This is a genomic window from Pseudomonas sp. GL_093, assembly GCF_057837605.1.
Genome location: NZ_JBYQNN010000002.1, coordinates 44412 through 68226, shown reverse-complemented (window position 1 = coordinate 68226; position 23815 = coordinate 44412). Strand labels below are relative to the sequence as shown.

28 protein-coding genes are annotated in these 23815 nt (G+C 53.3%); 15 read left to right on the top strand and 13 right to left on the bottom strand.

The genetic code is table 11. The features are described 5' to 3' along the window. Position 1 precedes the first annotated feature (1 nt). On the top strand, positions 2–418 hold the full coding sequence (locus AC3IUE_RS32990) for a hypothetical protein (protein ID WP_489269542.1): 417 nt from the start codon (positions 2–4) through the stop codon (positions 416–418). 44 nt (positions 419–462) lie between these two features. Here the strand turns inward: AC3IUE_RS32990 and AC3IUE_RS32985 are convergent, their stop codons facing one another. Continuing rightward, positions 463–1515 (bottom strand): hypothetical protein, encoded by a 1053-nt coding sequence (locus tag AC3IUE_RS32985; RefSeq protein WP_489269540.1) that lies wholly within the window; start codon positions 1513–1515, stop codon positions 463–465. 428 nt (positions 1516–1943) lie between these two features. On the opposite strand from AC3IUE_RS32985, the gene AC3IUE_RS32980 reads away from it, so the two are divergent. The 3 genes from AC3IUE_RS32980 (at position 1944) to AC3IUE_RS32970 (ending at position 5026) form a co-directional block, all read left to right on the top strand. After that, positions 1944–2885, top strand: a complete 942-nt coding sequence (locus tag AC3IUE_RS32980; RefSeq protein ID WP_489269538.1) for a hypothetical protein — start codon at positions 1944–1946, stop codon at positions 2883–2885. A 59-nt stretch (positions 2886–2944) separates the two neighbouring features. Continuing rightward, positions 2945–3865: a recombination-associated protein RdgC gene (gene rdgC / locus AC3IUE_RS32975; RefSeq protein ID WP_489269536.1), complete on the top strand. Its 921-nt coding sequence runs from the start codon at positions 2945–2947 to the stop codon at positions 3863–3865. A gap of 180 nt (positions 3866–4045) precedes the next feature. Further along, positions 4046–5026, top strand: a complete 981-nt coding sequence (locus AC3IUE_RS32970; RefSeq protein ID WP_489269534.1) for a hypothetical protein — start codon at positions 4046–4048, stop codon at positions 5024–5026. A gap of 82 nt (positions 5027–5108) precedes the next feature. Here AC3IUE_RS32970 and AC3IUE_RS32965 read toward each other — a convergent pair whose 3' ends face one another. Continuing rightward, the gene (locus AC3IUE_RS32965) at positions 5109–6077 is read right to left on the bottom strand and encodes a hypothetical protein (RefSeq protein ID WP_489269532.1); all 969 of its coding nucleotides are present in this window, start codon (positions 6075–6077) and stop codon (positions 5109–5111) included. Positions 6078–7012: 935 nt separating this feature from the next. Between AC3IUE_RS32965 and AC3IUE_RS32960 the strand changes: the two genes are divergently transcribed. Then, positions 7013–7780 (top strand): hypothetical protein, encoded by a 768-nt coding sequence (locus AC3IUE_RS32960; RefSeq protein WP_489269530.1) that lies wholly within the window; start codon positions 7013–7015, stop codon positions 7778–7780. On the opposite strand, the gene AC3IUE_RS32955 is transcribed toward AC3IUE_RS32960, so the two are convergent. Both AC3IUE_RS32955 and AC3IUE_RS32950 read right to left on the bottom strand, forming a co-directional pair. Further along, positions 7781–8224: an RES family NAD+ phosphorylase gene (locus tag AC3IUE_RS32955; protein ID WP_489269684.1), complete on the bottom strand. Its 444-nt coding sequence runs from the start codon at positions 8222–8224 to the stop codon at positions 7781–7783. Positions 8225–8238: 14 nt separating this feature from the next. Next, a complete protein-coding gene (locus tag AC3IUE_RS32950; protein ID WP_489269528.1) occupies positions 8239–8694 on the bottom strand; it encodes an Xre family toxin-antitoxin system antitoxin in 456 nt (151 codons plus the stop codon). Here AC3IUE_RS32950 and AC3IUE_RS32945 point away from each other — a divergent pair. After that, complete coding sequence (locus AC3IUE_RS32945) at positions 8693–8992, top strand: hypothetical protein (RefSeq protein WP_489269526.1); 300 nt, start codon at positions 8693–8695, stop codon at positions 8990–8992. The two genes, AC3IUE_RS32950 and AC3IUE_RS32945, sit on opposite strands and share 2 nt — an antisense overlap. Before the next feature lie 32 nt (positions 8993–9024). Here AC3IUE_RS32945 and AC3IUE_RS32940 read toward each other — a convergent pair whose 3' ends face one another. Continuing rightward, positions 9025–9717, bottom strand: a complete 693-nt coding sequence (locus AC3IUE_RS32940) for a hypothetical protein (RefSeq protein ID WP_489269524.1) — start codon at positions 9715–9717, stop codon at positions 9025–9027. Positions 9718–9952: 235 nt separating this feature from the next. On the opposite strand from AC3IUE_RS32940, the gene AC3IUE_RS32935 reads away from it, so the two are divergent. The 3 genes from AC3IUE_RS32935 to AC3IUE_RS32925 all read left to right on the top strand — a co-directional run bounded on the left by AC3IUE_RS32935 (position 9953) and on the right by AC3IUE_RS32925 (position 12440). Further along, positions 9953–10897, top strand: coding sequence for a ParA family protein (locus AC3IUE_RS32935; protein ID WP_489269522.1), 945 nt, complete (start codon positions 9953–9955; stop codon positions 10895–10897). 104 nt (positions 10898–11001) lie between these two features. Then, positions 11002–12042, top strand: a complete 1041-nt coding sequence (locus AC3IUE_RS32930; protein WP_489269520.1) for a ParB/RepB/Spo0J family partition protein — start codon at positions 11002–11004, stop codon at positions 12040–12042. 5 nt (positions 12043–12047) lie between these two features. Further along, positions 12048–12440 carry a hypothetical protein gene (locus AC3IUE_RS32925; RefSeq protein WP_489269519.1) on the top strand — a complete coding sequence of 131 codons (393 nt, stop codon included), beginning with the start codon at positions 12048–12050 and terminating at the stop codon, positions 12438–12440. A 200-nt stretch (positions 12441–12640) separates the two neighbouring features. On the opposite strand, the gene AC3IUE_RS32920 is transcribed toward AC3IUE_RS32925, so the two are convergent. The 8 genes from AC3IUE_RS32920 to AC3IUE_RS32885 form a co-directional block, all read right to left on the bottom strand. After that, the gene (locus AC3IUE_RS32920; protein WP_489269517.1) at positions 12641–13495 is read right to left on the bottom strand and encodes a hypothetical protein; all 855 of its coding nucleotides are present in this window, start codon (positions 13493–13495) and stop codon (positions 12641–12643) included. A gap of 136 nt (positions 13496–13631) precedes the next feature. After that, the gene (locus tag AC3IUE_RS32915) at positions 13632–14471 is read right to left on the bottom strand and encodes a restriction endonuclease (protein WP_489269515.1); all 840 of its coding nucleotides are present in this window, start codon (positions 14469–14471) and stop codon (positions 13632–13634) included. Between the two features lie 64 nt (positions 14472–14535). Beyond that, positions 14536–14721 (bottom strand): carbon storage regulator CsrA, encoded by a 186-nt coding sequence (csrA, locus tag AC3IUE_RS32910; protein WP_489269513.1) that lies wholly within the window; start codon positions 14719–14721, stop codon positions 14536–14538. Between the two features lie 137 nt (positions 14722–14858). Continuing rightward, a complete protein-coding gene (locus AC3IUE_RS32905) occupies positions 14859–15233 on the bottom strand; it encodes a hypothetical protein (RefSeq protein WP_489269511.1) in 375 nt (124 codons plus the stop codon). A gap of 35 nt (positions 15234–15268) precedes the next feature. Beyond that, the gene (locus AC3IUE_RS32900; protein WP_489269509.1) at positions 15269–15829 is read right to left on the bottom strand and encodes a hypothetical protein; all 561 of its coding nucleotides are present in this window, start codon (positions 15827–15829) and stop codon (positions 15269–15271) included. A gap of 318 nt (positions 15830–16147) precedes the next feature. Beyond that, complete coding sequence (locus tag AC3IUE_RS32895) at positions 16148–16516, bottom strand: hypothetical protein (protein ID WP_489269507.1); 369 nt, start codon at positions 16514–16516, stop codon at positions 16148–16150. Between the two features lie 61 nt (positions 16517–16577). Next, positions 16578–17831 (bottom strand): type II toxin-antitoxin system HipA family toxin, encoded by a 1254-nt coding sequence (locus AC3IUE_RS32890; protein WP_489269505.1) that lies wholly within the window; start codon positions 17829–17831, stop codon positions 16578–16580. Then, positions 17809–18153: a helix-turn-helix domain-containing protein gene (locus AC3IUE_RS32885; protein WP_489269503.1), complete on the bottom strand. Its 345-nt coding sequence runs from the start codon at positions 18151–18153 to the stop codon at positions 17809–17811. The genes AC3IUE_RS32890 and AC3IUE_RS32885 overlap by 23 nt, the downstream gene beginning before the upstream one ends. Before the next feature lie 148 nt (positions 18154–18301). On the opposite strand from AC3IUE_RS32885, the gene AC3IUE_RS32880 reads away from it, so the two are divergent. From AC3IUE_RS32880 to AC3IUE_RS32855, 6 genes are all read left to right on the top strand, one after another. Next, a complete protein-coding gene (locus tag AC3IUE_RS32880; protein ID WP_489269501.1) occupies positions 18302–21616 on the top strand; it encodes a hypothetical protein in 3315 nt (1104 codons plus the stop codon). 14 nt (positions 21617–21630) lie between these two features. Then, positions 21631–22065 (top strand): helix-turn-helix domain-containing protein, encoded by a 435-nt coding sequence (locus AC3IUE_RS32875; RefSeq protein WP_489269499.1) that lies wholly within the window; start codon positions 21631–21633, stop codon positions 22063–22065. After that, the gene (locus tag AC3IUE_RS32870; protein ID WP_489269497.1) at positions 22062–22334 is read left to right on the top strand and encodes an HU family DNA-binding protein; all 273 of its coding nucleotides are present in this window, start codon (positions 22062–22064) and stop codon (positions 22332–22334) included. The genes AC3IUE_RS32875 and AC3IUE_RS32870 overlap by 4 nt, the downstream gene beginning before the upstream one ends. Positions 22335–22496: 162 nt before the next feature. Further along, positions 22497–22943 (top strand): hypothetical protein, encoded by a 447-nt coding sequence (locus tag AC3IUE_RS32865; protein ID WP_489269495.1) that lies wholly within the window; start codon positions 22497–22499, stop codon positions 22941–22943. Between the two features lie 27 nt (positions 22944–22970). Then, on the top strand, positions 22971–23225 hold the full coding sequence (locus tag AC3IUE_RS32860; RefSeq protein ID WP_489269494.1) for a hypothetical protein: 255 nt from the start codon (positions 22971–22973) through the stop codon (positions 23223–23225). A 97-nt stretch (positions 23226–23322) separates the two neighbouring features. Further along, positions 23323–23772: a hypothetical protein gene (locus tag AC3IUE_RS32855; RefSeq protein ID WP_489269492.1), complete on the top strand. Its 450-nt coding sequence runs from the start codon at positions 23323–23325 to the stop codon at positions 23770–23772. The last annotated feature ends 43 nt before the right edge of the window (positions 23773–23815 follow it).

Genomic DNA, 23815 nt, shown 5'->3' with positions numbered 1-23815 from the left:
GATGCTGATCATGACGTCAAACACGCATGCGCAATATTCTGCCGCCCCCGTGCTTTCTAGCGACGAGGCGAAAGACTTTATTGCCAGAGGCCAGAAACCTGTCGGGTGCCAGTTTCAGGAGGTGCCTGTAGGAAAGCTGATTCGGGCAGGTGGATTCTGGTTTAAGCCGAGCATCCCTTCGCATCCCGTCGCGAGATTGTTTCTGGTGTCGAGGGATAACACGATGGCATCTCTAACCGAATCCGAAAGGCCGGGGGCGCTGCTGTATTTCAGCGTGAAGGCGTCGACGTTTTATGTTGGAAAAATTGTCGAGCTTCCAAATGGCTGCCAAGCACTGGCCCCTCTTCTTGGGGATCTGCATCCCGATTTACCGCTCCAGCATCTCACTTTTGTCGGTCGGGTGATTGCAGCTATCTGAGCTGCGACTGCCCGCAGCTCATTTCCGGGGCTGGGCATTGACCATCAGGTCTTTGACTTAGGGGCAGCTTTAGGTAGGAGACTTGTGAGGCGACTGATTTCCTTGGCGTGATCCGCACGTTGCTGATCGCGGATTTTCTTCTCCTCAACAATTTGTAACTCGTGCAGCCGCACCTTTTCCTGAAGCACCGCCAGCTGTGTTTTTTGGGAATTGCTCAGATCAGTCACAGCATCTGTAGACAGCTTCAATTGCTCAAAGGCTCTAACCTGCTTCTCCAGCTCTGCCTGGTGATTTTCTTTCAGCTCCTTCAATTCTTCCTTGTGATCAGCTCGCAAGCGATCAAGTGCCGCTGTGTGCCTGTTCTCCGCGTCAACCTGAGCGCGAGCATGTGTTTCCAGCTCAGCTTGATGGCTGGCCTTCAACTCCCTTACCGCGTCTTTGTGATCTTCGCGAAGCTGCTCAAGCGCTGCCACGTGACGAGCGTCAGCCTCACCCTGAGCCTTGATATGGACGGAGATTTGAGCGCGAAGTGTTGCAAGCTCTTGTTTCAGATCTCCTACTTCGTTTTCGAGCCGATCAGCCTCATTAGCCCTTTGGCGCGCCTCGGCAAGGTTTGATTCCAAGACAGCAATTTTGGAGGACTGCTCAACAGCATGTGCCTCATGCCGCTCGATCTCCGCCTGGCTTGATTCCAAATCCGACTCAAGCTCTTCGATGGCGTTAGAAGCATCCTTGAGCTCTGCGGCCGCCTGCTCGTTTGCAGCCATCGCCTGCTCGGTGATTTCCTTCACACGCTTCTCGTGAACCCGATTGGAAGTCTGGTTGATCGCATGTGCGAGCTTCAGAACTTCCCCACCAACCTGCTCAATAAGCTGCTCAGTGAGGGTCTCTACCTCCACTGGCAGCGCAGGCACCTCAACTTCGCCAGCAGGCCCTTGACCCTCGACATAGGCCTCCCACACGCGCTTAAAGCGTTCGACATTGCCCTTGTGACCCAATTGCTTCCGGATGGCCGAGCCAGTAACGCGCCCGCCATCCTTCCGGATCAGGTTACCCGCATCAATGATCTCTTGGTCGGTGACGGTGGATGGGCGCATTTGTCTTTCCTGTCGGGTGTGTACGTTAGGAAGACAGATTAGCATCGTTCGATAATTTTTCAATTAATAACTAATTAACTAACTAACCTACAGATTTTTAGACCCTCGACCGGGCCCGCACTGGGCCTATCCACCACGGGTACACCCAAGGGCGTGGGTTAATCAGAAGCTGAAAAAGCAGCCCTCCACGCCTCTATCTGCACCGGGAACACGGTCAAAAACACATTCCTCATGCTGAATCCAATCCAACCGTATTTGGAGTACCTGGTATTGCGGGCGGCCAGCAGCGCACCCGCTATCCCTGCAAGCGCGCCTAGGTATTCAAACCAAAGGATCATCAGGGAAGCCTCGTTGAGTTCTTCGGTATCATGTACTAATATCGTTGTTTATGATTGACCATTGCTTGACCTGATATCAAGGGAGCCCTGATGACGACTAAGTTCGGCGGTACCTACTCACTGGATGACCTACGGACACACGCAGCCCACACAATGGATACCGCCGACATCTCAATATTGGGTGACGAGGAGAAGGTCTCAGCATTCGTGGCCGCTGGTGCAGCATTGGGGGATCTCATCAATGAGATCGAACGACTGAAGCGCTTTGAACCAGAGCCGGTCTCGCTTTCCTCAAGCGAGGAACTCGAAACACTTTTTACAGATTTCAGCAGCGCCCTTCTGAAGAGAGCAAAGGCAGCACAAGAGACTGACGGCTTCACGGACGACTGGAAGAACAAGGACTGGCAAGAGCAGTTGAACCTTCAGTTGACGCACCATTTAGCGAAGGGCGATCCGCGCGATCCTGCAATGTATTGTGCTTTCGCCTGGTATCACGGCTGGGAAGTCCAGCTGGCCGGTTTGGAGGCGCAATCAACACCCTCACAGCCTACTTCAAATCCCGCACAGACCACGGTGGCCAAACTGCCCACTGTGGACATGTCAGCCTCTTACGAAACACTAGAAAGGAAAGTGTTGGCCTGGACGTCAACTGAAGACGTCGGCCTCTCAAGCCTTTGCATCGCCTACACATCCGTCGGCATTGAATGCGAGCCTGATCACCCATTGGGGCTGGATGACTTCCAACGCTGCCTATTGCTGCTTGACGCAGTGCCTGAGTTGCGCACAAGGCTTAAAAACATGGCCACGGTCAGCCCTCATTGGCTTGCCCTGACGGAGCGATGGGATGAAGTCGCAGCCAAAGCCATTGCCGAGCTTGGTTGGATTTTCGGTAAAGGTTTCAGCAAGCCAATCGACACCGCAAAGATGTCTCATCGGGCCTTGAAGGAATGCCTTGCTAAAGGCGACGAGCTACAGGCGTCACTGAACACTGCATCCGACCAAGCTCAATGCCAGTACGACCAGACGAACTGATTCCCCCCTCTCAAAAACCAATCCGGCTACGGCCGGATAACATCGCAAGGAAATTGGATATGTGGTTCAAAAAGCTGCTCGTGTACACGCTCAATGGAGAAGCTGCTTTCAACGTCGAAGCACTCGAAACGGCACTTGCCACAAAAAAAGCGCGAGCATGCGAAAACCAAGAACTCACCACCTACGGCTTCGTGGCTCCCTATGGCAAAGGCGATGACGCGCCACTTGTTCACATCAGCGGTGACTTCATCCTTATTTCTGCCCGTAAAGAAGAACGTATTCTGCCGGGCAGCGTGGTACGTGATGCCGTAACCGAGAAAGTCGAAGAGATCGAGCTCGAACAATCCCGCAAGGTTTACAAAAAAGAACGCGACCAGATCAAGGATGAGATCATTCAAGCCTTCCTACCGCGCGCCTTCATTCGTCGTGCCTCAATTTTCGCAGCCATCATCCCTAAAAAGGGATTGATCCTGGTCAACTCGTCCAGCCCTGCCCGCGCCGAAGATCTTCTTTCCACATTACGCGAAGTCCTCGGGTCACTGCCGGTGCGCCCGCTCACAGTGAAAGCCTCCCCGACTGCAATCATGACCGACTGGGTGAAAACGCGGAAGGCGGCCGACCACTTCTTCATTCTCGATCAGTGCGAGCTGCGGGATACCAATGAAGACGGCGGCATTGTCCGCTGTAAGCGCCAAGACCTCACCAACGACGAGACCATGGTTCACCTGGACAACGGCAAGGTCGTCACCCAGTTGGCCGTAGCCTGGCAGGACAAGCTCTCTTTTGTCCTTGACGACAAGCTGATCATCAACCGCATCAAGTTCGAAGATCTTCTTCAGGATCAGGCACAGGCCGACGGGGGCGATGATGCCGCTGGCCAGTTCGATGCGAGCTTCAACCTAATGATGCTGACGCTGATGGAGATGCTTCCGGAGCTCTGGGAGTCGTTCGGCGGTATTGAGACCCCGCAAGGGATCTAAACCTTCTCTGCGAGGGCGCAGGCCCTCGCAGACCAACTGGAAGCGACCATGGCAAAGCCCGCGATGGATCATTCATCACTCTGTGAGATTGCCAGAAAATGGCTTACGCGCCCTAACAGCCAAGGCGGGCACGGTTGCAACGTAGCCCTGTCGGAATGCAGATCCGGCTGGGTAGGCGAAATGCCTGATGCTATCGGCTATCGAGCAGCGACACGGTCGACCGAGACTGTTCTCGTAGAAGTCAAAATTTCACGCGCCGATTTTTTAGCGGATGCCAAGAAGCCGCATAGGGCTGATGGCGAAGGCATGGGGCTTTATCGTTATTACATGTGTCCGGAAGGCCTTATTCAGCCAGCGGAAGTCCCCGTACGCTGGGGATTACTGTGGATCAATGCAAGGGGCAAGATCATACCGAAGCTCGGCCCAGTGGCTCTCTCCAACAACTGCGGGACGTTTGATGCAGTTGCAGAGCCTTGGCGGCACACCCGAAACACTGAACGAGAAACGTGGCTACTTGTACGTGTCTTGGCAAGAATCGACGATCCGGACAAGGTCAAGAACTCAATCAACACCGCACTGCGAGAGCAGGCTCGGCTTGCTGAAATCGTCAACATTCAAGCCGAACAAATTCGAGATCTGCAACGCCCAAAGCCCAGTGCTAGTTTTGGTGCTGATAGTGCAAATCAGATGCTCACCGAGATACGTAGAAAGACCACTCAGGACACACCCTCACCGGCCGCAATCAAGCCATCGAAACTCACTGCGGCGGGCTCTCCGGGAACACGCCAGTCAGACAAAAAACCGACAAAGGAACAATCTATGAGCTCAGCACAGATCCAGCCTGTCGAGGTACAACGCGACCCCAATGGCTACTTTCTCCATCCAGCTTTTCCGAGCTGGGAGCAAGGTACTTCGCACGAAGAAATTCGCAAATGGTTTTCAGATCGCAGCCTTGAGCACGCCATTGTCTGCATGGAAGACCAGTTGTCAGCAGAAGAATCTGAGGCACGACTCAAAGCCGATTTATATGATGCTGAGGGCTGGGAGCCCAAGCCCCCTGATGATGGGGAATGGTTCGTCCTTTCTATCCACTGCGCCGACGATGGCCCCTGCTGTGTCATGGCGAAGACCATTTCGCCAAATGTGAACCAGGTTGCATGACAGTCCGCCGTAACAGGCCGCGCCCAACGTATCAGGTAAACCGTGATCAGTAGGTAAGTGATCTCGGTTTACGACGGACACCCTACCGCCGCCAGGGTAGTGCAGCCGCTGGAACCATGTACTTGCGCAGCACGATCCCATCTCGCTCTCGATCCATGATTTTGAACGTGGACGTGTGCATGTCCATGACCGTCTGTACGAACGAATCGAAGTTCTTGGATGCGAGCTCCAGTCCAGCGAGCGACAAACCGTTCACAGCAACAAATCGCCCCGTCCCTTCGTAGTAGCAATAGTCGATACGAACCCAGCTTTCGCCTGTAGCGGGGGAGTACAGAGCCAAGTCTCCATCTGCGTCTGATATTACCGGGACCAGGTCGACGTACCTTCCGAACTCAGTAACTTTTCCAGTCCATGGCCAGCCAGGCATCATCACCAACTTCAGACGCCACTCGCTTCGCCAAATTATTCCATCGTTGTCGATTCGTTGGTCGCGATTTGCGCGGAGGTCTCGCTCAAGATCACCGCATTCCGCCAACAGCTTAGCCTCGGCCGCGTCGCGACCTAGTGCGCGCAAATACCACTCACCGTACATATCCCGGTGTTCATTCAAACGTTCTTCTAGCGACATTTGCTTCAACCAATCGCGCCAAAGCTTCCATCGGAGCGGGTAGTTCGGCCATGAGACCAGATACTCTTGGTCAAGAACGATGGTGCTTTCCACCGTCCAGCTATCCCCATCAATGAGAATCTCATTCTCGGGATTGTCATGTTCATTCCCGACGAATTCAGACCCGATGCCCCAAACGTGCCTCACCGACACGGTGAAAACATTTTCGGTCTCAATGACCTCGTACCAAGGGGTTCCATTTCTGGCGGGCGGCCGGTGACGGAGAGGCGGTATGCCTTCGAGCAACCGGGCGTGAAGAGCGGAGTTCGACGAAAGGGGGAGATTTCTCAGCCGTTCAACAGGATCTTTTGACTCGCGCTCGACTATACGATTCCAGAGCGCTGCTGCCCTGATGACCTTATTGTCACTATCGTCTCGTTTCACTACAACCTCTACAACAGGTAGCCGGGTAGCATTCCTGAAAGTACAGAGTACTGACTACTGCTCGCTCCTTCGTCCTTGTGGGGCTGCTCAATCGCTGGCGGTAGGTCGACGCCAAACTTCAATCTACTGAGCGATGCAATTGTGACTCTGCTGCTAATTCCGACTTTAGTCGGAATTTTTAAATGAATTTAAGTGCCATTGATGTGCCATCAATGCGCTGATTATCCACTACGAATTTTCATATTATACGATAGTTATAAGCCGTGCTGCTCGGTGATTGGCAGATTTGCAAACTAAGATGTCCAGGCTACTCGACCAAACATCCCCACCGTTTCTCCCTGATATTGCTTATGCATCAGAATTGAAACCTATCGACACCCGAGATTCGGTCCAATACCATGAAGGATATTTCTTGTTGAGAAGGGTATCCCGTGGCAGTAAAAGAGATCGTCCCAATGACCCCAGACCAATTCAGAGCCGAGATCACATCTCGTGGGTGGGATGCAGGGCGGATCAGCCAGCGCTGGGGCATGACCAAAAGACGCGTCCTACAAATTGTTGCGGATGCAGATCGCCCTCGTTACTACGATGATGCCATACGCTCCTTGCCGCTCATCGTTAACAACTCCGACGACGCGTGATGTGAAGTTTAATTCACAGCCATGTAACTAGCCAATGCGATTGTTTGCCCACCAATACAAATACAAACTAATCTCATTGTTGCGTGACTAACTTGCCTCTCCCCGCTGAATACATTGCACCTCTAAGGTAAAGGGGCGGATCGTTACTCCGCCTCAACATCAGATTCAGCAATTACTAATATAATTGCTTTTCTCTTGCTCCTATCATCCTTAACACCCTGTAGAATGGGGCTCTCACGTGTTGCAACTTACCGCCGAGCCAAAGCTTAAACGCTCCATTCACCAGGTTCTTCCATGGCAAAAACCAATAGTCGCCCCGCCGATATGCAATACATCTCTTCTACAGCGAAGGGTTTCATTGTTAAATTTTTTGGCAAACTGGACGCTACCGGTGTTCGCCCACTTGAGGCGTACAAATCCTTTCGCATTAGTGAGTATGGCTCGACCGCTGGAGCACGCGAGGCTGCTCAGTCTTGGCGCAATGATCAAAAGGCCGTGTTGCGCAGACATCCCTCAGCCATTACCTCGACTATTGAGGAAAACGAAGCCGGGCTGATCCAGGCACGGTGGAACGTTGTTTTCAAAGGTCAGCATCGCCAGGTGTCAATGCGTAAATTCGGGTATACCGGCGCATACAAGAGAGCCTTAACCGCGCTTGAAAAGTTCACAGGCGAACCACTTGCCGTCCGGCCTTCGCCACCACAACTCTCGCCAGAACAAATCAAGATGCTGACTACTCACCAGATTCAAATGGGCGAAGTCATGGATCTACCTCCAGAAGGCATACGTCTTAGCGTGCGGAGAACAACAGAGGGGTTCGTCAGGGCTGAGTGGCTTGTCGATGAGCTTCAAGATGATGGCGGGACAAAAACCCGGTCGGTTTCTATCAGGAAAAGCGGCTTCCAACAGGCCTACAAACTGGCGGTTGAAATCCGGAAAAATAGTACCGGTCAAACCGTTACCGGGATCATCCCGCTGCCTGATGACAACGAGGCAGGGCTGCTGGCGGAGATTGGCGTCGCGCTTGTTATCGAAGACAAGCGCCGAAGACTGGTGATGTGATTAAAGCTTTAACAGTCGCTCATCCAACGGGAAGGAACCCACCTCAATCTCCGCAAGACTGGCCTCCTCGTGCAAAGGGTTGAACAAGTAATTAGAGGTGAACGGCACAATCGCGCTTGGGATTTTCAGTAGCAAGCTACTCCGATCTCGGAGCCAGTTGTCCCCCACTACACGGGTAGCTTGCTCATCATTTTGCCATCCCTCCCCGAGCGGTGGACACGCCTCTTGAGATACGCCTGAAGGCATGGTGACCTTCAATAGTTGGTATTTGCTTGGCATGTCTTCAACATCGATCTCCAAGTGCACCAACGTCTCAAGAAGCGCCCCAGGTGGCGTCTCAGCCATGTAGACCACCGGCCGACCCTTCGTATGCCATCGAGCCCCCGCAAGAACGCCCCCGGTACCGGAAAGGTCTGCGAAATTGCTAATACGCCATAGCTCCAGCTTCTTGTTATCACTCAAGCTGCGAATCCTTCTTGCACCTGGTAAAGCATCTCCTCTACGAGGGATGCGCCTTGGGTAGTACTGGCCATGTCCAGCGGCGTGAGGTTCTCGAAGCGGCGTTTTGGCTTATTCAGCCAGCGCATCGCTTTGTCGCTATCACCGAAAGAGGCCTCTGCCAATGCCGTGATATGCGCGACACGAAACAGGCTGTCGCTTTCACTCGGGCTGAGTGGCTCACCCTTCGCCTTGCGGTGATCGAGCGTCCTCGGTTTGACGATCCGGTCGAGTACCACCTTGGCGATGCCTTTAGCCGCCAAAAGGCCGTAAGCCTCGACATTCAATCCGGACGCGACAGCTTTGTGCCGCTGAATAGCGGTCATAGACAACGGTAACTTGATCAGAGCAGCCAAGGTTTCGTTGTATGCCACCAGTGCCGCTGAGCGATCTGTTTGCTCGATGACTTTGTTCATGAAAGTACTCCTTTCGCAATATGCCGATTATAGACGGCATATTGCGAAAACGGTATGTTTGTTTTCCAGCTCGATCCCGCTCTATGCAACGATGCGCGCGCAAGGCTGGCGCAACGAACAGGGCATGCTGTCGATTCCTGACTGCCGAACATTCTCTCCATGCCTACCTGCCTCCGGGGAGACCACATACACGGCCAATGCCCCAAGCCCCATCAGTGCGCCGACAGTTGCCGTCAACGCGAACATCGCTATCACTACGGATTTGTCCCTTAACATGTGCGGCACCTGGTACGGTTAAAAAGGCTGAGGCTCACGCCCCAGCCTTCGGTATCAACCCAGTCTCGGGGTACTGCTGGCTTTCGGCACAGGGCTTTCACCCTGACCTACATCCTGACGAGCCCTTTGCTCTTGCTCCAGGCGTTGCTGGATCTCAAGCGATTGAGCTATGCCTTGCTGAGTTCGTTCAACATGTTGCTGGAACTCAAGACTCGGCACGTAGCCACTCTGTTCAGCCACTAGGATCTCTTGCCGCACATCGCGGTACGCTTGGTTGATCTGCTGCATCACTGGCTTCGCCTGATCCAAAAAAGCCAGGTTTTTTTCCAGCTCTACAGCACTCTTCTTCGCAGTTCGCTCGGTGATCGTGCTTCCCACCAGTATCCCGGCAGCAGCACCAGCGACCACAAGGGCGACTGGCAAGGCACCGACAGCACCAGCAACAACTGCTCCCAAGGCCGCCAAACCACCGCCGATCCTGCCTAACTTACCGGCACGGAGCAGATCCGATGGTTTGAAGCCTTGCTGCTGATCCTGAATTGCTTTTTGAGACACAGCGATTTGGCGCTGGATTTTCTGTGCCGATTGCTGGAGCCATAACATCTGTTCCTTCGGCGAAGTAGTCATAAGACGCACTCCTTGAGTCGTTGATAAAACCGGGATCAGCACGCCACGTTGTAGCGCTGTACCCGAGGTCTTCCCTGATTGGCGGATGCTCAAAAAGGAGAAGTCGTCTTCTAGCCACATCCCGCCTCTTGATGGAGGCTCCGATTCCGGCACAGCAAAGCCGAAAAACCGTGGGTAAAGAGAGCTTTAGGTCGCCCCCTGTTCAAATACACAGGTACCCAGAGGACGGGGCTCTCAGCGACAATAGATCCTAATAGTGTATTTATACCAGAGACGACGTAAACGCTTCTGTATAATTTGCGTGTCTAATTTCTCTCGTGTATTGTTCACCGACTAATCACAGAAGGCGAGAGCAATGTCCCGTATGTCGCCATACAATCACCCCGTTGTGCCCGTCATCATCAGCTTCAACTACAAGGGCGGTGTGGGCAAAACTACAACCAGTCGCGTGCTTGCCCAAGGCGTAGCTGATATGCCTGAGCTGAACCGAGGCAAACCTATCCTGGTCGTCGACCTCGACCCCCAAGCAAACACCACTCGACGCTGGCAGCTGCACACAATCCGTGAAGACGGTAGCTTGGTGCCAAAGGATCACCCCGACTTGCTTGGCGAAACGGTAAAACACAGCTCCATCTGTGACCTTTGGCTCGATGTTATTGGCGTTTTGGAAAAACCTCTCGTCCCGGTTCCTTACGAGACCTCCAACCCCTTGATCCATGTCGTGCCTGCACACGAAGAGCTGATGGCTGACGTGATGCGCGTTCCTCGCGATCAGATTGCAACCCTCGGCAAGAACATGCGCAATTGGTTGCGCGATCCGGCACTGGCGGAACAATACTGCGCAGTGGTGCTGGATACTCAACCCTCAAAATCGGCACTCATTGATGCAGCACTTGCCGCCGCGACTCACGCCTACATCCCATTCGTTCCGGAACCTCAGAGCGTTGACGGTGTAATGTCGATGATCATGTACGCAGGGCGGAACATTAAAGAAAGGCGCGAGCTTCGCAATGACGTGCCGCTGCGCCTGGTGGGTCTGCTTCCGAATATGGTCCAACGCACGCGGCTACACAGCCAACATTTGCGTCTCATTCAAAACCATGAGGTATTCAGCAAATATCTGTTGCCGGTGAAGCTGCATAAACTCATTGGCTATGCTGAGACTGATGATTGGCGCAACAACCCAGACCAAGTCACCGCACTCGACAATAGCAATATCGCGCTGGAGGCGAAAAAGTTCGTGAAATATCTCTGGAATGAAGTGCAGAAAGACGCGGCAATTCTCGGAGGTACGGCATGAGTTCGGACACTCCCCCAGCCCCAGCGCCCACTCCTGCTAGATCTGGACGTCGAGAGCTTGGAACAAGCTTTGATAATGACGCTCAGGCCTCTGGGGCGGCAAAAATGTTGCTCGAAATAGAGGAAAACGAAAATCTTCCCCTTTCTCCGGATGAGCGCTTTGAGAACCAATACGACCTTTCAATCGTAAAACCATCTTCAAAAAACCCACGGCGTATTAGCCTGGATCGTGCCGGAGTATCTGACGAACGTATTCGTAGCCTGATTCATTTGCCACGTGAATCCTATGAACGTTGGATGCAGCGCGTGGATGCGTTTTTTGACTTCCTTCACACAGAAAATACCCGACCAAGCGTTATTGCGACATGGGAGGAGCTCTTCGAACTCGCGGTTTCCATCTATAGAAACGGAGTTCTCCAACCGATCATCATCAGCCCTGACAACATTATCATTGCAGGGGAGCGTCGCTGGGTTGCGTCGATGCTTGCCGGCAAGCCTTTCGGCCCGGTGCTCATTAAGAAAACCAGTGACCAGCAGGCGGCAAAATTACGACTGATTGAAAACATTCATCGTGAAGACCTATCACTTGAAGAAAAGGTGGATAGCTGCCGCGCGATCATGTTGATCGAAACGGGAATGGAGCTTGGCCCGGACAACCCAGGCATCACGATGGAGTCAATCCAGAATGCTATTGGGTGCCGTCATACTCAGTCATCGTATTACTCCTCCATGTGCAAGCTTCCAGATGATGATCCTTTACTTAAGCGCATCATGTCCGGCGAGTTCACTTCGCTTAAAGCTGCCTATTCAGAAGCGAGTAAGCGCGCACGCCAGTTAATGGCTCCACCAGGTAAAGAGCCCGCTGGCGGCGGTGATGGGCAAGAGCCTGAAAACCAACCACCAAAACAACCAACGACGCCCAAGCCTGCTGCGCCACAAGCTAAAATTAGAATGCCTGGAACCGCTGGCGGACAGAAATTTTTGGCGGCCTTGAAAAGCATTAATGGCCTACCAAAAGAGACCATTACCCAGCTTGAAAAAACCGCAAATGCTTGGACTGGCGCGCCTGAGAAGGTTAGAAAAAAATTGCTGATCGATACCCTTGAATCGTTGTTCGCCGCAATTGATAGCGAAGATAAGGAATGAGCAACATGACTTCCCGCCGCGTACTTTCCAACACTGCACCAACTGGTAGAAAGACTTCCAGATCGTACCCTATGTGGTTCGATGAGGATGAGGCTGGCAACGTCAGGTATGCCCTCAAAAACCTTGAAAAGCAGTCGACGCCTGCATGGGCAGCCGAGGCATTTGCTCGCCTGATTCGGGAGACCGATCAGGAGCTGGATGCCCTACTCCACGGACGCAAGTACAACAGCAAGGAAGGTAAAGAAATGGTCAGCATGCGTGTTCGGCAGGAGACCATCGACGACGCTACCAAGCTCGCCGAGAAGTACGACGCCAGCATTCAAACAGTGTTGTCCACGGCCTTCGCAATGCACGCACTTGCACCGGATCTCGCGAAAGCAGATGAGATCGAGCCCTAATAAGGAATCCCCTCCAGCTGGGTTTGCCCCTTCTGTGAGGCCCAGCTTCCCGCTCGGTCACAACGTACAACTCGACGGTGAATGGGTGAAGCTCAATGCCGATTCACGGGAGTGTAAATCCGCGCAAACCAAGTGAGTGAACAATCGGCCGCCCCCCGGCCGCGCCCCACCTTTTCCAACTCTCCACCCTGATGCGTTACTCAGCGTAGAACCGCTGAGGACGCCTCTACTTCATGCTGGCCCTGAAGCCAGGCAGCGTTCAAGAACGGAACGTTTCCAATCAGCGCTGGTGCGCTGGCCTGACCCGCATAAGCACCCATATAGCGGGCACGATCAGAGAGAGCATCGAACGATGCCCGCGTGTCTTCAGCGACTTTATCTGTACACCCTAGACGTCGCCCGGCGTTTATAGCCAACAACTCAAGCTCGACTTTTTCATATGCCGCTCGCAGATCGATCAAGTCCTCCAGCGACGGCACGACCGGTGCTGGTGGAATTGGAAGCTTGATGGTTCCCCACGGCTCCCCACTGCACACGTATTTGCGAAACGCCGACAGCAACCACAGAAAGACTTTGCCATTTGTGTTGGCAATTTCTACAAGTACCTTTTCATCAGCATCCCCTCCCCAATAAATTCTCGGATCTTCAGAAAAACAGGAAAACCAGTCGTGGCTTTTGAGGGCGGCGTAAAACTGTTCGACAGACATGTCGGCTCGCTCTCGCTTTAAGGCTTCTGCTTTTTCGAACTCGGCCAGTTCCTGCTCTGGAGTGAGCGGCCAGCTGAGAAAATCAAGCTGCTCGATCTCCACGACAGTAAACGACTCGCCGCGATCCAACAGCAGATCACGGGCCTGCTCGATCACGTCCTCTGCGTACTCGTTACGCACCATTGTGTTTGGATCAGTACCGTCGCACACCTCTTTGGCCATGGGGAGCGTCCTTCCAATCAGGTTGCGCAATTCCGCGGTTGATTGGCCGGGCAGATCCGGGTTTGAGTACAGATATTTTTCTGCGAAGTACTGTGAGCTGCGTACCACATCCAATTGCGTTTCCATGATTAAACCCTCAATTCGCTGCGTATTGGTTTGCCGATGGAGGAGAACTCAAACGCCGCCCGCCAGGCCTGCGACACAACATGAGTCTCTTAGGGATTTGAGAGGAGAAAGGTGTGAAGTCTTCAGGTCATTCCAACTACGAGGAGCGAGTACCCTGGCAGCGTGGGAATGCAGCACAGCCACGAAATACCGTCCCAGCTCGCGGCCCTTTCTTCACGGTTTTATTTTCAAGTGGCCCTAAGCACAGAGGGCAATTGTTGGCAGGTTCAGTTCGAGGTTGACGAGGCGCTGATGCAGCACTCATCACACTCTCCGCCCTTAGCCCCTTGCCACTCTCTTCATTCATCCAACGAACCAAGGTAGAGCCGCCGATCAAGCTGATATTTCTGTCCTGAGCAAATGCAGCAGCACTTTTGGTGAATGTTCCTGAAGTAACGACAAAGCCTCCAAGCGCGCCTTGGGCTGCGATCACTCCGTAGAGCTCACGAACAGTGGTTACGCTGACTTTTGCGGAGCGCCACTGTTTGCATTGGACAAGGTATCGATCTCCACCTCTGGTCAGGACGAGATCCACGCCTCCATCTGCACCCTTCACAGTCTCCTCAACTTTGAAGCCTTGCCGACGGAAGGACTCTCCAATGAGTTGCTCGAATTGGTACCAGGTGATCCCTTCAAGCGCCGCTTGAGTTTCTGCCGCCCTGGACACCTTTCGGTACACTGAACGCGGCCCAGACCACCATAGGAGCCTTCCAACCACCAATACGACAATGATGATCGGGACGAGGTATTGGAAAGCCTTGAACAAGACCTTGGTGATGGTCAGCGTGGCCAATCCGGCCAAAGTGGCAAGATTGGCTACAGGCGCTGGATGCGGCATGAGCGTCAAAAGATGCTGGAAAGCAAAATACGCCCCGCCAGCGATGCAAAATAGCCCCCACCAAGGTAGGCGGCCAAGACCAGCAACAAAGCTCTTCAACACGTGGTCCTTCGACTTTCCGGATAACCTGCCCGCGTTTGGGCGACCCCGTACTCCATATGACTCACCGCCCAGTATCCGGTTTCTTCTGAGCACGGATGCGTTCGTAGACTTCTTCTCGATGAACTTCCACTTCCTTTGGGGCATTGATACCCAAGCGGACTTGCATACCATCCACTGCCAATACAGTGACGGTAATTTCATCCCCAATATTGATGGTTTCGTTCACTCGACGAGTCAGGATAAGCATGTGTCAATTCCTTTACTATATTGATCAATTAGTTAGAGCAGATTCTTTGACATTGGAAATTACGCAGGCATTTAAATAGGCTCGCAATAGTTGGAGCGCCATGTTGTGACGCTAAATTTTGGTCAACATTGAATTAGTCAATGCGCTCGGTCTCCCCCGAATGAGGGGCGAGAGCGATGGCCGGGGAGGTACTCTGCGATCAGAGGCATGCAGATCCGTACATCGTCCTGCATCTTTTCAAATGGCCGCTCGGCCCCGAAACGCTTCATAAAGAGGTTCCAGGCAGTAACTAACCGGCAATCTGGAGGGGATTTTTCGATTGATTTCTTTAACGACGTAATGCTGCGCGAGGCCTGCTTATAGGCGCTTGTAGAAACGCAAAGTTGAGCGATAGCCGCTACATGGCTTTCGCTTCTGATCAGGGCGGAAGCGATGATATCTGCCTGCTCTACCTCTCCGACTGTGTCAAACAATTGCGCCATAAGCGAGTCAATTTCGTTTCTCTCCATCATCGTAAATCTCCATTGGCTTCTAATATACAAATCCATTAATACCGCTGTACTAACTTATCGCCAGCCATCTCACACTCTTCCAGCAAGAAGTATTTTTTTACATCCCGCCAGCCGCAGCCCCAACTAGGAACTATGTCATCGGGGCACAACTCTTCGAGAATCACGCTATGGGCGTATCCTGAGCGACAGAACTGCGCAATCGTTCGATACACGAGATGTCTGTTCTTGATTTGGATTGTCCACTGGTGCCTGACAGAAGGATCTGCCTTCAGGGGCATGTCGGTGACCGACCTGGCGTAGGTGACTTTTGGCTTGGATTGGCAGGCGACTGTTAGCTGACGCTCCCGCATCAACATCACGCCACCAGGACTTTTACAGGTGAGTGTGATTGATACTCGCGGCCGTTCTAAGCACCCGGCGAATCCCAACACGTCGCCTGTTTTGAAAAAATGCACGACGTCCGCCGAGAAAATAAACTCTGTTGAATCCATATGAAGCTTGCGTTGAGCGGAAGCTTCAGCCCCTTGCTCGGATTCCACATCCGAGCAACTCAGATGGCCACCGATTGGGAACAAGTTCTTGAGCATCGAATTCATGGTGATCCATCAAATGAAAAACGGCTGCTGCCTTAGGGGGCTTAGGCGGACGAGGTTTCAGGAGTCCTTCGGCAAAATATTAGTCGGTATTGTATTGCTATACCATAGCTTTGTGTTGTCGCCGACGAAATGCCTCGCTGCGTGAGGGGCCCTGACTTGAATGGAGATGGGGAGAGGCGAGCTTGCGTCTGTTCCGCAAGTTCTAAGGGCCGAACTGTAAAGCGGAGCGCAGGCAGCGACCTACGCTCCTTTGGCAATACTTCCTAGCATGAACTCCAGCAAGCACCATTACTGAACCAGTACGAGACGTGCCGGGATTCAATCAAGCTTTACAGAAACGTCGATGAGCGCACCCACTAGCTTCGTGATCTGAGCCTCGGTGAGAAACTCAGCAACACCAGGGTGCTCGGTTTTGCTGGTGTGAAGCACGAGCCCAACGATTGGGTCACTCCCATTACTGGTAATACGCACGCTGGCTCGCTCAATCAGCTCGTTCAGGCACTCCTCCACTCCACCTGGAGGGGATGCGAGACGCGTGTATTGAACCGACTGATAATCTACAGAAGGTTTCGCCTTTTCTGCGAGTTCCGGACACCAGGTGTCTTCAGCCATGTAACTAATGCCTGCTTGGTGAAAAACACCTTCGCGCGTAACCAAGGTGAGTTCTTGCATTCGACCATACTGCATGTGGATCTCCATCAATAAACGCTGGGCACGCCTCCTACAGGCCCACCTCCAGCCACCTCACTTACTGCGATGGCCCTTTCGCTACCTTCGCTATTGGCAACTCCAGAGCCGCCGCCTGAATCTCAAACCGACGGCAGCAGTTGGACAAAATACTGACATCCAACGCCGACATCTGCGCCTGCATGTAAAAGTCGCCAGCGTTCCGGGTCACTTCGTGAAGCTCCTCGACAATACCTTTTGCCGTTTCAACGTCAATGCCGAATTTGTGCGGCATGCTGACCAGGTTTGAAAGTGTGGCCGCGTTACCCTCTCGGCCGATAATAAGAGCCTGCTGAGAAACGCTTCCGGGGTGTGGCAAAAGGTCGAACGCGGGTGATAGTCGGTACCCGTTATCACCCAAGAGCACCGCGTGATTTTTAAGGTGATCGTCGCTGTTTCCGATTAGAACGTTGAAGGCCATGCGACGGTACAAGTCCAGAAGATCGGCTTCAGCGTTCGAGCTGATCTTCAAGATCACCTCCGCCAAACGCAAATAACTCACAGGCCCTTCAATATCACCGACAGCCATGCGTTGCGGATTGATCAAGGCATTTGCGCTTAGGTAGTGGCGACGAAAGCCTGGCTCTCTATCGAATCGCTTCACCAAAAGCACTGAGCGGTCCCCCAAGGAAATCAACTCATGCTCTGGAGTTTCAATGCCCACGGCGTTGGCCATTTCAAGGGTCGCAAACTCCGCCTGCGGCTCGTTGAATACATCTCCGTCACGACTGAGCTTTGCCATCCAGTCACCGCCTTTGTATTTGACGGTTACCTTGGGGCGAGCACCACCCATTGAAGATCCGTGCCACAGGAGGCGCGCCAACTTCTCATCTGGGATCAATTCGCCCTGATCGATCTCATGCGCGGCAAGAAGCAGACGTTCAAGCTCTTCAAATTCCGGGGGGTCGTTGAGTTTTGGCAGCTGATTTCTTGAACCGCTAAACATCAAGCAGCCAACGCCAGCACCTCGCGTGGCCAGAAGCCACTCAATCTCGTTCGCCGGATGCTGCTTATGCGTCGCTAGCAAGACCTTTTTGCCCCAGTTATCTGGCGTTGCATCGTCGAAGCAACCCCACATTTTTTTGGACGTGTACTGCCTTTCACTTAACGGCAAGTTGATAGGGTCAACGGCAAAGCTGTCTGCGCGGCTCAACCAACTGTTGGCATAACGGAAGATGAATCCCCCAGTGCGGTACGCGATCTGCCCCACGGGCCTAGCCTCGCCTCCGTGCATCTGTGAGAAAACAAACGCATCACCAATCGGCTCCCAAGACATCTTTATCCTCCCCGCTACTACTTACACGTGTTGGTTGTGCGGCTCGCTCCATGGCGATACCGACTTCATCGGATTCCGGCGCGGCCACCAATGCAAAAGATGCCTCAAGGTCGAGCGCCGACAAGACATTCATCACCACCGCCAGCGTTACCCCTTCTTCGCCATTCTTAAGCCGCTGGTAGGTTTGACTGCTGATTCCGGCGCGGTTACAGATGGTGGCGACGCGAAGGCGCCTCCTCACTCGGGCAAGATCAATGTTTTCTCCAAACCTCTTGAGGAGAGACAATGAATCCTCCGACATCAAACCTTTGTGCTTTCGCATGATGTATCACCCTTAAATCCATGCAAGTGATGATATATCACCCTGAAGCGTTTGCATAATACGCAGATTCTGCGTACAGTGTGCGTAGAGATTCATTAGAAATTGGAACGAATTCATTAGTATCTGTGACGGAATCTGAGTACACGCCATGACCGACTTGACCTTGCAGGATGCCAATGAAAAATTTGAGCGCGTGGAGCGCTTTCAAAGCCTCAAGTCAGGTGAGTACTGCGTGGCTCGTTTTGCTGTGCCGGAAGAAGCCATTCTAGAGAAGGACACGCTGCTCATCCTCTCCATCGACTGGGTCGACAACACTCCTCACACGATCACCCTGCGGGCTCATCCGCGACACTACGGAAAATCAGTTCGCACTCAACGAGAAGTGGACGGAGAAATACAAACATCCTTCCGGGACATGCACACCCACAAGTTTTTGATCAAAGACTTCATGGAGCTTTTCGAGCACCAACCCGAGGCGGATAAAGTGCGGGCGCGGGAGCTTGAAGAGGCCCAAGGTCGAATCGTAGCTCTCCAAAACGAGATGATCGAGACGCAGAAAGACCCGGCCAAGATGCAAGCAATCATCGCGAGCGGCCTTGCCGAGCGCCAGAAGAACAAGGCTTCTTCTAGTGACCAGCTACCAGCTGTTATCGATTACTCAGCGCCAGCGATCACCAGCGTAAATCAAGCGATCGCTAGCGGCCTGAGCGAGCAATCTGTAAAGGCCCTTCAGGGTCAGGCCGAGCAGCTGCATGCCGTAGCAACTATCCAATCAACGTGGATTACCAACAAGAGTGCCGAGATCAACCGGGCCCTCAATGCCATGGCTCCCTACTTCGATGAAAAGGGAGCTGCCGCCCTCGCCCACACCGAGGAGATGAGCAGGCACGTCAAAAAAATCATTGACGGTGTCGCGTCGCTGTCTCTATTCGTGGGTACTGATGTAAGTGTCTCCACCATCCGTACAGGGCTGAGCGCCCCCTCCAACGAGCCTCTGACAATCGTTCAAAGCAAGCTCATCATGATCGAGGAGTTGAGCGTTTATGAGGATCTGGGGGAAACCACCGACCATCGCGCACTCGAACGCTTTGAAGAGCTCTTGGCTACCGATCTCGCCCTGGTAGAGCAGATCTTCCCTGCCCCGCGATGCGTTGTCTGTATGGCCGCAACCCGCCGTGATATTGCGTACGCTGATCTTTGGGAGTCCATGCATCGCAACACCGAAAACAAGAAGGTGTTCTTGCTGGTGCGTGATGGCGAGAACATCCACATGGTGCTCTCACCCATCGAAACGCATCTGGGATCGTCTCGTCTTTTCCCAAGCCGTAATGAAGTCGACAAGGTTTTCACCGGATGGAATGGCGAGCAAATCACGTTCCAGAGCCTTCAGTACACCAGAGCATTGAAGGGCTTTGAAATGCAGGCGCTTCACTACAAGCGGTTGCTGATCCTGCTCTGCGGCCTCGATCACCGCCTCAAGTTGTTTGGGGACTTTTATGAAGGCCCTGCATCGTTCCACTTCATTTCTGAGGCGTTCCAGCGCGAGCATTTCCACTTCATCCATGATGACGATCCGTCGATGATGCTGGAGGGTGGCGAGCGTCTGGTGCCGGTAGAGCAATGGCTTAACCGGATGAATCGCTACCTTACCTCTGGAAGCCGTGTGCTTGGACTCTGGAAGGAGTTGACCACCGACAGTGGTTCCTCACCAGGTGCGTGCCGTATCGATGCGCGGTACTACGGGCAACCCGACATTCGCATTGCCTTCAAGTCCGGGCGAGACATCTGCTTAACCCTGCCCGTGATGAAAGCCTCAATTGCTAAAGAGTCGTACAACGTGAAGGTCACGCCCAAGCTGTTCACTGGGGAAGGCTCTTCGCTGACGCCCTACCTGGTGATGGATGCCGTCGATCCCGACCTACTGTCCCACTACATTAACGACCGGAAGTCGCGGGTGCACCAACTCAAGTACATTCGGCTCTTCAAGCAAGCGCTGGCGTTGGCCAAGGCTGAACGCAAAGAGGAAGCTCCAGCTCGTGACTTTCTTCGTGCAATGCTTCTTGATGGACAGGTCATCGACCAAGAAGCATGCGATGAACTGATAAATCAGGGCATCCGACTATGGCGGGCTGCGAATAGGGGAGCGCCCTTGCCGTCTGTAACGGCTGACAAAGCATCACCCGAGTGGTCGAGCCTGTTCTCGGTAATGTACCTGCTGGCCCACGCTGCAACCTCACAGCTGGCGCGTATCGAAGTCTTTGCTAAGCAGCTGAACGTCGAGCCCTTGCGGATCTCTGTTACCGGTAAAGGCCAGTTGATCCTGTACGCCGCTCCTCCTGAAGCCGAGCGTGACAACCGGATTACTGCGCACGCATGGACTCACCGAATGGTTCTTCGCCTGGGCGAGCGCGCCATTTCGACGGTTTCAAAAAAATGGTCGCGGGTACCAACCCTCAATGCTGCTGAGCACGTCATTAAGGACTATCCAGCGGCGGCGCACTGGCAAACCATCGTTTCAGGCTTTGAATCGCCTGAACAGAAGATGGCGGTACTGGCGGCTTGTGAAAATGGGGTTCGCCTGCTGCGAGAACTGAAATGCAGTGACAGAGCATTTGAGCCTCTTGTACAGCGTTACGAGATTGCAAGGGCCGCTTCGATGACCGATGAGCTGGTCAACGATCCAGGACTGTCCATTCCTATTGGGGTATTCCTACACAAGGGGGCGCGGCGGGTAACCCTGAGCGTGATTACGATCTACAGTGGGAATGCGGCCAGGTTTATTGCCGCCATGGCTCCATCGCCTGAGGCTCGTAACGCCTTCAAGGAAGTTTTCCTTGCTCCGTATAAAAATAGGGACACGAATGCCGAATCGTTCGATGGCTATCCGATTCTGGAGACCGTTTGCGATTGCGTTGAACTGAAGAAGATCCGTAGAGCCGATAGCTGGAACGAAACACTTGTTCCAGTTCACCCCCATAACAAATTAGTGACCGGTGATATCGCCGGGGGCTACGACCCGGTCCCATCCTTCAACAAAATGATCCAAGGGATTATCAACGCCAACAAGGATTCGACGGTGTGGCTTGCTGGTGATCTAGCGCCCATGGGAGAAAATGGTCTCGATGCACTCTTCGGGATTGAGGATGCCATAGCACGTTACCAACCTGGCTCTATCCGGAAATACACTTTTTTTCGAGGCGCAATGGGAAACAAATCCCCATACGAAGAAGTGTTGGTTGCGTTACCTCAAGACGTCTCGCAACCTAAATTGGAATTCGCCAACGACTACATGTCGGCCGGGCACTTGACATGGTTGCTCCCTGAGGAATTCGAGGACATCAAAGTGAAGCTTGACGGCTCCTACCTGACGTCAGCTGAGCTTCCAGAGGGCATGCCTGTCGTTAGCCAAGAAGGCATCCTTGGCTGCTGGTACCGAATCTATAAACCGAACACTACGAAATGAGCCCAGAGCCGACTATGAATGACCACACCCGCAAACTGTTTGAACGGAAACTTCGTGCTCAGGGTGCGGATGAGGCGACCCTGAACTTCAACGGTCTCGACTATCTCGACTCACAAGTTAATATGCTCTACCGGGGCTACCAGATGGCCGTAGAGGATCTCTGTAGTCTCGCTGGCCAGCTGCTGTACCCAGCAGGCACCAAACCGACAAATGACCAAATTAAACGGTTGCGAGTCGCGGCAGGCGATAGTCAGAATCAGGCCGCCGAACGGATCTATTCGCCTGGGCGCAGCTGGCAAGCCTTTGAAAACGGTGAATACGTAAAAGGCATGCCGCCCGCGCTCTGGGAGCTGTATCAAATGAAGGTTTCACCATTGCTCGACACCAATCGAGCAAATTCTATCGAGGCCGAAAAACCGGCTATCACACCTGAGGATGCTGCAAAATGAACAAGCCACAACTCGTGAATGCTATCTCGAACGAAGCTGAGATTACCCAAGTGGAAGCAGGCCGCGCACTGAATGCAGTGATCGACACCATCACTGAAGCGCTGAGGCAAGGTGAGTCCGTGACCCTTGTCGGTTTTGGGTCATTTTCCATCAGCGACCGCCCAGAACGGATTGGACGTAACCCAGCAACCGGCCAGCCAATTACCATTGCCGCAGCAAAAAAACCCGTCTTCAAACCCGGCAAAGCCCTGAAAGAAGCCGTTAACTAACCCCCCCCAACAGTCCCATAGTGAAGGCGCTGAGCTGATTTTATTGCATTCAACTTGACTGCACTCACTATGGTATTGATATATAATTCCGACAGTTTGATGATTTGGATCGAGGGCCAACCCATCAAAATGATGATTTCCTTCCCCTCACTGAGGTTCGTTATGAAAGAAAACACGACTGACCAGGTGTGGCCATACGATCCAAACATCGTGATCAAGGTGAATCCAGCCAAGCAGAAAAGTCTGGCAACCGGTCTTCTCTGGCTTGGCGGGATCGCTGCGGCCTACTTTGTTCTGACCTCTGTGGCGCTCCCCATAGTCGAGGAGCATGCGAGAAAGTCCAAAATCGCCCAGATGGAACCTCTGATGAGGCAGCTGGGCGCAGCAGGAAAGCCTTCGGCGATTGTTTGGCTGGCTCAGAAATTCCCGGACGAAAGCATTGCGCCGCTGCAAAAGCTTGCCGATACCGGCAATGGCGAGGCGCTGTTTACCCTCGCTTGGATCAAGCACCGCTCCGCCCCAGATGCTCGTGACGCGATGATCAAACGCTCAGCAGATGCTGGGTTCCCACCAGCGATTGCCTACCAACTGCGCAAGTCGGAAGGCTAAGGCCAGATCCTGCGGATGGAGATTCCCATGAGTGAAGCAGCACGTGTTTTCAAACTGCCTGAGGAGCTCTCCCAGGCGCTGGACGCCCTCAGGCTATCTGTGAGTCCTACTGGAATACCTGGTAGTCGGGAAAGCTGGTACGCGTTCGCTTTTGATGGCGGCCAAGATGACGAGTTGAATGCGTTCGGCGGTACTTCGACTGAGGCCGTGAGCAAACTGATCGCAAAGATGAACTCAGGGGTTCCTAGATCTGCGGCCAGTTCCGACACACCTTTGCGGTAAGAGCAGAACCTTGAATAGACAGATCATCGATCTGGCTCCGGAAGGCGGAACTGCACCAGCAAGGCACTTCTCTCAACACGCAACAAGGTAGCGAATAATGAACATTGAAGAACAGCAAACCGCCAAGCCAAGAATGTGGAAGAGAGCAGGATTAGTGACCATTGTTTTGGTGGCTCTTTTCGCTGGCGGAGCCGTCAACTATTTTAAAAATGCGATGACTGATCAGCCCGATGAGGGCGTCAAGCAGTATTCTGGGAACCTCGTAATCGACCGGGCCTTAGCCGTAAGGGATCTCCCAACCTACCGGGAACACTCCAATGGTTGGTGTGATGGGGACGAATCCATCTGCACCACACTCACCACAACAGCGCCAGCTGACTCCCTTCAGGGTTTGATAGCCGCGATCCCCAAGGGTGAAGCAAAGCACTACAAGGTTCGTCTCTCGGTGACACCAATCGAGGAATTCGAAGAACCGGAGGAAGTGCACGCGGTGCCCAGCGCAGCACCGAAGATGATCGATCCGCCAAGTACTCCAAGTACAAACTGATCACGGATACCCAGCATGGCCTTCATCCATAAGGAACAGCCCT

Excerpts from the sequence above, each read along its gene's own strand:
- AC3IUE_RS32990 (WP_489269542.1), top strand. The coding sequence starts at position 2 with ATGCTGATCATGACGTCAAACACGCATGCGCAATATTCTGCCGCCCCC.
- AC3IUE_RS32985 (WP_489269540.1), bottom strand. The coding sequence starts at position 1,515 with ATGCGCCCATCCACCGTCACCGACCAAGAGATCATTGATGCGGGTAAC.
- AC3IUE_RS32980 (WP_489269538.1), top strand. The coding sequence starts at position 1,944 with ATGACGACTAAGTTCGGCGGTACCTACTCACTGGATGACCTACGGACA.
- rdgC (WP_489269536.1), top strand. The coding sequence starts at position 2,945 with ATGTGGTTCAAAAAGCTGCTCGTGTACACGCTCAATGGAGAAGCTGCT.
- AC3IUE_RS32970 (WP_489269534.1), top strand. The coding sequence starts at position 4,046 with ATGCCTGATGCTATCGGCTATCGAGCAGCGACACGGTCGACCGAGACT.
- AC3IUE_RS32960 (WP_489269530.1), top strand. The coding sequence starts at position 7,013 with ATGGCAAAAACCAATAGTCGCCCCGCCGATATGCAATACATCTCTTCT.
- AC3IUE_RS32945 (WP_489269526.1), top strand. The coding sequence starts at position 8,693 with ATGAAAGTACTCCTTTCGCAATATGCCGATTATAGACGGCATATTGCG.
- AC3IUE_RS32950 (WP_489269528.1), bottom strand. The coding sequence starts at position 8,694 with ATGAACAAAGTCATCGAGCAAACAGATCGCTCAGCGGCACTGGTGGCA.
- AC3IUE_RS32940 (WP_489269524.1), bottom strand. The coding sequence starts at position 9,717 with ATGTGGCTAGAAGACGACTTCTCCTTTTTGAGCATCCGCCAATCAGGG.
- AC3IUE_RS32935 (WP_489269522.1), top strand. The coding sequence starts at position 9,953 with ATGTCCCGTATGTCGCCATACAATCACCCCGTTGTGCCCGTCATCATC.
- AC3IUE_RS32930 (WP_489269520.1), top strand. The coding sequence starts at position 11,002 with ATGTTGCTCGAAATAGAGGAAAACGAAAATCTTCCCCTTTCTCCGGAT.
- AC3IUE_RS32925 (WP_489269519.1), top strand. The coding sequence starts at position 12,048 with ATGACTTCCCGCCGCGTACTTTCCAACACTGCACCAACTGGTAGAAAG.
- AC3IUE_RS32920 (WP_489269517.1), bottom strand. The coding sequence starts at position 13,495 with ATGGAAACGCAATTGGATGTGGTACGCAGCTCACAGTACTTCGCAGAA.
- csrA (WP_489269513.1), bottom strand. The coding sequence starts at position 14,721 with ATGCTTATCCTGACTCGTCGAGTGAACGAAACCATCAATATTGGGGAT.
- AC3IUE_RS32905 (WP_489269511.1), bottom strand. The coding sequence starts at position 15,233 with ATGATGGAGAGAAACGAAATTGACTCGCTTATGGCGCAATTGTTTGAC.
- AC3IUE_RS32900 (WP_489269509.1), bottom strand. The coding sequence starts at position 15,829 with ATGAATTCGATGCTCAAGAACTTGTTCCCAATCGGTGGCCATCTGAGT.
- AC3IUE_RS32895 (WP_489269507.1), bottom strand. The coding sequence starts at position 16,516 with ATGCAGTATGGTCGAATGCAAGAACTCACCTTGGTTACGCGCGAAGGT.
- AC3IUE_RS32890 (WP_489269505.1), bottom strand. The coding sequence starts at position 17,831 with ATGTCTTGGGAGCCGATTGGTGATGCGTTTGTTTTCTCACAGATGCAC.
- AC3IUE_RS32885 (WP_489269503.1), bottom strand. The coding sequence starts at position 18,153 with ATGCGAAAGCACAAAGGTTTGATGTCGGAGGATTCATTGTCTCTCCTC.
- AC3IUE_RS32880 (WP_489269501.1), top strand. The coding sequence starts at position 18,302 with ATGACCGACTTGACCTTGCAGGATGCCAATGAAAAATTTGAGCGCGTG.
- AC3IUE_RS32875 (WP_489269499.1), top strand. The coding sequence starts at position 21,631 with ATGAATGACCACACCCGCAAACTGTTTGAACGGAAACTTCGTGCTCAG.
- AC3IUE_RS32870 (WP_489269497.1), top strand. The coding sequence starts at position 22,062 with ATGAACAAGCCACAACTCGTGAATGCTATCTCGAACGAAGCTGAGATT.
- AC3IUE_RS32865 (WP_489269495.1), top strand. The coding sequence starts at position 22,497 with ATGAAAGAAAACACGACTGACCAGGTGTGGCCATACGATCCAAACATC.
- AC3IUE_RS32860 (WP_489269494.1), top strand. The coding sequence starts at position 22,971 with ATGAGTGAAGCAGCACGTGTTTTCAAACTGCCTGAGGAGCTCTCCCAG.
- AC3IUE_RS32855 (WP_489269492.1), top strand. The coding sequence starts at position 23,323 with ATGAACATTGAAGAACAGCAAACCGCCAAGCCAAGAATGTGGAAGAGA.